This window comes from Methylocystis suflitae (genome assembly GCF_024448135.1).
GTDB lineage: Bacteria > Pseudomonadota > Alphaproteobacteria > Rhizobiales > Beijerinckiaceae > Methylocystis > Methylocystis suflitae.
Genome location: NZ_JAMRYX010000036.1, coordinates 1 through 5,403 on the forward strand (window position 1 = coordinate 1; position 5,403 = coordinate 5,403).

At 62.2% G+C, this 5,403-nt stretch carries 8 protein-coding genes and 1 pseudogene; 6 read left to right on the forward strand and 3 right to left on the reverse strand.

Annotation, left to right across the window (positions count from 1 at the left end; all coding sequences use genetic code 11):
* On the forward strand, window positions 1-481 hold a 481-nt coding region (locus NEI07_RS02665; protein ID WP_256032508.1), incomplete at its 5' end, for a hypothetical protein.
* Window positions 482-484: 3 nt separating this feature from the next.
* Here NEI07_RS02665 and NEI07_RS02670 read toward each other — a convergent pair.
* On the reverse strand, window positions 485-880 hold the full coding sequence (locus tag NEI07_RS02670) for a cell division protein ZapA (RefSeq protein WP_256032509.1): 396 nt from the start codon (window positions 878-880) through the stop codon (window positions 485-487).
* 1 nt (window position 881) lies between these two features.
* Window positions 882-1,205 carry a DUF4164 family protein gene (locus NEI07_RS02675; RefSeq protein ID WP_256032510.1) on the reverse strand — a complete coding sequence of 108 codons (324 nt, stop codon included), beginning with the start codon at window positions 1,203-1,205 and terminating at the stop codon, window positions 882-884.
* Between the two features lie 225 nt (window positions 1,206-1,430).
* Here NEI07_RS02675 and gap point away from each other — a divergent pair, with 225 nt between their 5' ends.
* The 4 genes from gap to NEI07_RS02695 are packed head-to-tail and all read left to right on the forward strand — an operon-like array spanning window position 1,431 to window position 4,376.
* The gene (gene gap, locus NEI07_RS02680) at window positions 1,431-2,438 is read left to right on the forward strand and encodes a type I glyceraldehyde-3-phosphate dehydrogenase (protein WP_256032511.1); all 1,008 of its coding nucleotides are present in this window, start codon (window positions 1,431-1,433) and stop codon (window positions 2,436-2,438) included.
* Between the two features lie 24 nt (window positions 2,439-2,462).
* Window positions 2,463-2,786 carry a hypothetical protein gene (locus tag NEI07_RS02685; RefSeq protein ID WP_256032512.1) on the forward strand — a complete coding sequence of 108 codons (324 nt, stop codon included), beginning with the start codon at window positions 2,463-2,465 and terminating at the stop codon, window positions 2,784-2,786.
* A 1-nt stretch (window position 2,787) separates the two neighbouring features.
* Window positions 2,788-3,174 (forward strand): hypothetical protein, encoded by a 387-nt coding sequence (locus NEI07_RS02690; RefSeq protein ID WP_256032513.1) that lies wholly within the window; start codon window positions 2,788-2,790, stop codon window positions 3,172-3,174.
* Complete coding sequence (locus NEI07_RS02695) at window positions 3,171-4,376, forward strand: phosphoglycerate kinase (RefSeq protein WP_256032514.1); 1,206 nt, start codon at window positions 3,171-3,173, stop codon at window positions 4,374-4,376. Before NEI07_RS02690 ends, NEI07_RS02695 begins: the two co-directional genes overlap by 4 nt.
* Before the next feature lie 40 nt (window positions 4,377-4,416).
* Here the strand turns inward: NEI07_RS02695 and NEI07_RS02700 are convergent, their stop codons facing one another.
* Window positions 4,417-4,902 carry a peroxiredoxin gene (locus tag NEI07_RS02700; protein ID WP_256032515.1) on the reverse strand — a complete coding sequence of 162 codons (486 nt, stop codon included), beginning with the start codon at window positions 4,900-4,902 and terminating at the stop codon, window positions 4,417-4,419.
* Window positions 4,903-5,071: 169 nt separating this feature from the next.
* Between NEI07_RS02700 and NEI07_RS02705 the strand changes: the two are divergent.
* Window positions 5,072-5,403 (forward strand): annotated as a pseudogene (locus NEI07_RS02705) (hypothetical protein); the annotation flags it as partial.

The following is a 5,403-nucleotide window of genomic DNA, read 5'->3' on the forward strand; positions in this document are numbered from 1 at the left end:
ATATTTTCCCATTCCGAATTCGCTGAGCCTCAGCGGGATTCCGCGCGACTCGCTCCTGAAGATCCAGGCGAAATGGCTGCAGAACGGCCTCGACAATCTCAAGAAGGCGCGCACCGAAGCCGAAGCGGCGCTCGAAAAGGCCAAGTCCGGCGCTTCGGACCAGGTCGCGGCGGCGGAGGAGAAGGTCAAGAAGCTCGATGCGATGATCGCCGAAACTCAGGAAGAACTCGCGCTGTCGGAGAACAGTGATTCGTCGCATGAGATTCAACAAGCGCGCAAACGCAATTTGCTGCTCGCTCTCAATCAGTGGATCAATGAACTCAATCGCCTCGCCACTGAGCAAATGAAGATCGCGATTATGAAGGACGGCGCCGAGGCCATGGCGGCGCAAAACCGAAATTTTCAATTGTCGGAACAGGCGGACAATCTCGAAAAAGCCAAGCGCGACCCGAGTTTCGAAGATTGGGGCGTGACGAAGTAATCCTTAGCGGGCAAGCTCGAGACCATCGTCCGGCGATGCGGCGGGCGGCGACAATTCGCCATTGAGCTTCACGATCCGGCGCGTCGCGTCGCCAAGCGCCTTGGCGGCGCGCGCCGACGCGGCGTCGCTCGCCTTGCGCGCGGCGTCGAGTTCGGCGCGTAGCGCAGCGATCTCGGATTCCATGGCCTGCGCTTTGGCGCGTGCGTCCGTCGCCTCGTCGGCGATTGCGAGCGCGGCCATCACGATGATGCGCTGCTCGCCGATCTCGCCGAAGCTCTCACGCATCGACTGAATCTTGCTTTCCACGTAACGCGCGAGTTCTTCGATGCGCTGCTCCTCGCCCTCCTCGCAGGACATGCGATAGGTGCGACCGGCGATGGCGACGACGACGGCGGCCATGTCAATCCTCTTGGGTCGACGCGACGCCCGCCGCGCCGAGCGCTGCGGCGACGCCTTCGCTCGCGGCTTCAAGCCTTCGCAGCACCTCGTCGCGGCTCTTCTCCAGGGTGTTCTGACGCGCCAGCGCGGCGTCGAGATCGAGGGCGAGACGCGACCGATCGTCCTGCATGATGGCGAGTTCTTCTTCGAGTTCGGCGCTGGACAGCTCATCTTCGAGCTTTGCGGCGACCGTGCGCTCCAGCTGAGCGAGCGCCGTCTGCAGCTCGGCGACGGCGGTCTCGAGCCTCTTGGCGTTTTCTTCGTCGCGCTTATCTGAATGGGTCATCGCCGGTCGCGGTATGTGCATGGCTTTGCGGCGCGGCGAACGCGCCGAACGATTCGCTTGCCAGCCTGTTCCTAGCATGAATCGCGCAAATCGAAACCGCGCCAATTGGCGCGACCTTGGCGCGTTGACAGGGGGGCGCGAGGTGCTATCACACGCTCGCCTCCAGAGCCCACAGGCTCGATGGCGAGGGCCGCGGAGTTCCGGCGGCGCAAGGAGATTTTCCAAATGACCGTGAGAGTGGCGATCAACGGATTCGGGCGCATCGGCCGCAACATCCTGCGCTATATCATCGAGACCGGACGCACGGACCTCGAAGTCGTCGCCATCAACGATCTCGGCCCGGTCGAGACCAATGCGCATCTGTTGCGATATGATTCAGTGCACGGGCGCTTCCCGCATGAGGTGAAAGTCGCCGGAGACACGATCGACGTCGGCCGCGGCCCCATCAAGGTGACGGCCATTAAAAATCCGGCCGAGCTTCCCTACAAGGATCTCAAGATCGACATCGCGCTGGAATGCACCGGGCTTTTCATCGCGCGCGACAAGGCGAAATTGCTGCTCGACGCGGGCGCAAAGCGCGTGCTGGTTTCAGCGCCCGCCGAAGGCGCCGACATTACGGTCGTCTATGGCGTCAATCACGACAAGATCACCAAGGATCATCTCGTGATCTCCAACGCGTCCTGCACGACGAACTGTCTCGCGCCGGTCGCCAAGGTGCTGCATGAAGCGATCGGCATCGACAAGGGGATCATGACGACGATCCACGCCTATACGGGCGATCAGCCGACGCTCGACACGATGCATAAGGATCTCTACCGCGCTCGCGCGGCGGCGCTGTCAATGATCCCGACCTCGACAGGCGCGGCGAAGGCCGTCGGACTCGTGCTGCCGGAGCTGAACGGCAGGCTCGACGGCTACGCCATTCGCGTGCCGACGCCCAACGTCTCGGCGGTCGATCTGAAGTTTGTCGCCAAGCGGGCGACGACGAAGGACGAGGTGCACGCCGCGATCAAGGCCGCCGCCGACGGCCCGCTCAAGGGCGTGCTCGGCTATACGAGCGAGAAGCTCGTGTCGATCGACTTCAACCACAATCCGCTCTCGTCCTGCTTCCATCTCGACCAGACCAAGGTGATGGACGGCAATCTCGTGTCGATCCTGTCCTGGTACGACAATGAGTGGGGCTTCTCCGGCCGCATGACCGATGTGGCGGGCGTGATCGGAAAGCTTCTCTGAGGCGGTCATTCGGGGGAAGCGGGGATGTCCATAGAGCGCGATCAGCCCAAACTCGAGCCCGCTACTGACGCGAGCAGCAGCGCCGAGGAGCGCTCGCTCTATCTAGCGGAGGAAATCAACAAGGCCTTTCCCGACTTTCGGTGCTTGCGCTGCAGCAACGACAAGTTTTTCTTCACCGGCTCTTATTTGTCGGGCCAGCTTACCATTAAGAAGAATGGTCGCTACGCTTCCAATCTTGGAGATGCGGTTGAAACGATCGCATTAGTATGTCAACGATGTGGTTTCGTAGAACAGCACGCCGTAGACATATTCTTTGACGCCAAAAAACCAATCGGCGATAGCAAATAATATGGCTGCACGCATTCACCCTTTTCCATCCAAGTCGGGTGGTTCTAGCGATAACTCGGGCGGCGGCCCGGAGGATCCGATGCTGGCTCAACGCGTCGCTCGGCTCGAAGCCGATATGTCCGAGATCAAATCGGCGCTAGTCAGACTCGACGCCAAGTTCGATAAGCTCGACGCCAAGTTCGATGGTAAGCTTGGTGAGATGGACGGGCGGCTGAACGGAAAGCTTGGCGCTATTGAAGGCCGTCTTTCCGGTATCGAAGGGCGTATCGGCTCGGTCGAAGGCCGCTTCAATCAAGTCCCAACAATTTGGGGAATGCTTGGCATCGTCGCCACTCTGCTCATCGGCATTGCGGGACTTATGTTCACAGGAAAATATTTTCAGCGATGACCGCTTTCCACACTCTCGACGACGTCGACGTCAAAGGAAAGCGCGTGTTGCTGCGCGTCGATCTCAATGTGCCGATGGAGGATGGGCGCGTCACCGACGCGACGCGCATCGAGCGCGCGCTGCCGACGATCAACGAGATCGTGGAAAAAGGCGGCAGGGTCATTCTGCTTTCGCATTTTGGCCGACCAAAGGGCCAGCGCGTCGACGCGGATTCGCTGCGCCAGGTCATCCCGACGCTCGAACATTTTCTCAAACGCAAGATCGCTTTCGCCGACGACTGCGTCGGCGACGCCGCGGCTGAGATCGTCGACGGCCTCAAGGACGGCGACGTCGCATTGCTCGAGAACACGCGTTTCCACAAGGGCGAAGAAAAGAACGCCGCCGATTTTGTCGACGCGCTCGCCAAGAGCGGCGATATCTTCGTCAGCGACGCCTTTTCGGCTGCGCACCGCGCGCACGCCTCTACCGAAGGAATAGCCCACAAGCTGCCAGCTTACGCCGGCCGCGCCATGCAGGCGGAACTCGAAGCATTGCAGTCCGCGCTCGCCAACCCGCAGCGGCCGGTCATGGCGATCGTCGGCGGCGCGAAGGTGTCGACGAAGCTCGAACTCTTGGGCAATCTCGTCGCGAAGGTTGAATATCTCGTCATCGGCGGCGGCATGGCGAACACTTTCCTGGCGGCGCAAGGCAAGAGCGTCGGCAAATCGCTGTGCGAACATGATCTCGCCGGCGCCGCGCGCGACATCCTCGTCAAAGCAGAGAAAGCCGGCTGCGACGTCATTCTGCCGATCGACGCCACGGTGGCGCAAAAATTCGAGGCGCATGCGCCGTCGCATATCGTCTCTGTCGATCATGTCGGCCAAAACGACATGATCCTCGACGTCGGGCCAAAATCAATCGCCCATGTCGAAACGCTGCTCGCCACGTGCAAGACGCTGGTGTGGAACGGCCCGTTTGGCGCGTTCGAACTGCCGCCCTTCGACGAAGGCACCAACGCCGTCGCGCAGACCGCGGCGCGGCTCACCGTCGCGGGCAAGCTGCTCTCGATCGCCGGCGGCGGCGACACCGTCGCGGCGCTCAACCAGGCGCATGTCGCGCAGGAATTTTCCTATGTGTCGACGGCCGGCGGCGCCTTTCTCGAATGGCTCGAAGGAAAGACGCTGCCGGGCGTCGCGGCGCTGATGCAATCTTCACAGCGCTGAAATCGCGGCCGCTTGGTCCGCGCTTCTTGGGAAGCAACGCCTAGAGACGGGCGAGCGTGGCTTCGGCGGTCGAGACCGTCGCTTCGCTCGAATTCTCCTCGACATTGATCCATTTCACGACGCCGTCGTCGACGAGCGCCGCATAGCGCTTGCCGCGCACGCCAAGTCCGGGCGCGGTGAGATCGAGTTCGAGTCCAAGCGCTTTGGCGAAAGTCGCCGAGCCGTCGGCGAGCGCGTCGATCTTGTCGCCGCCGCCGGACTCTTTCACCCAGGCGTCGAGCGCGAAAATGTCATTGACCGCCGTGACCGCCACCGCGTCCACGCCTTTGGATTTGATTTCATCCGCCTTGGCGATGAACCCGGGCAGATGTTTCTTGTGGCAAGTCGGCGTATAGGCGCCGGGAACGCTGAAGAGCGCCACCCTGCGTCCCGCAAAATAGTCTTTCGTGGCGACCGGCTCAGGTCCATTCTTGCCCATGACGGTCAGCTTCACGTCGGGGAGTCGGTCTCCGGCTTTAATGGTCATGCACGATCTCGCTCTGATTTGGGGTAAGGCCCAGACTAGATAGCGCGCTTCCTGGCTTTGTGTCGCGTGTGCGGCGTGACTTGCTCGCAGCGCACTTGTGAGCTTCGCCGAGGCGAGGCAACATGCGCAAGCGGCCGGAGCAGACGATTCGCCTCTGGAGGACGAGCCAATGTCGGATTCTCGAAATGGAGGCGGCGGCGAGACGCCGCCCTCCGCATGGGTATGGAGCCAGTATCGCGCCGTGTCGCCTGATTCGCCCGATTCGTCTGCGCGACGCGCGCCGGTCCTCACAAAGAGGAGCGTGCAGACGCCGCCGCCGCGGCCCGCATCCGATCCGCCGCCGCCACGACGGTCCGGCGGGAGTGGGGGCGGGGTCGCCTTTTTGGTGGCGCTCGCAATCCTAACTCTCGCCGCGGCGACGTGGTGGTTCGCCGCCTCGCGGTCGCAGCCTCCCGCGCCCGATGCGCAGCCCGTCGAAGAGAGCGGAGCGCCGAGCGCGCC

Coding starts and splice junctions, on each gene's coding strand:
- NEI07_RS02670 (WP_256032509.1), bottom strand. CDS start 880: ATGGCCGCCGTCGTCGTCGCCATCGCCGGTCGCACCTATCGCATGTCC.
- NEI07_RS02685 (WP_256032512.1), top strand. CDS start 2,463: ATGTCCATAGAGCGCGATCAGCCCAAACTCGAGCCCGCTACTGACGCG.
- NEI07_RS02675 (WP_256032510.1), bottom strand. CDS start 1,205: ATGACCCATTCAGATAAGCGCGACGAAGAAAACGCCAAGAGGCTCGAG.
- NEI07_RS02695 (WP_256032514.1), top strand. CDS start 3,171: ATGACCGCTTTCCACACTCTCGACGACGTCGACGTCAAAGGAAAGCGC.
- NEI07_RS02700 (WP_256032515.1), bottom strand. CDS start 4,902: ATGACCATTAAAGCCGGAGACCGACTCCCCGACGTGAAGCTGACCGTC.
- gap (WP_256032511.1), top strand. CDS start 1,431: ATGACCGTGAGAGTGGCGATCAACGGATTCGGGCGCATCGGCCGCAAC.
- NEI07_RS02690 (WP_256032513.1), top strand. CDS start 2,788: ATGGCTGCACGCATTCACCCTTTTCCATCCAAGTCGGGTGGTTCTAGC.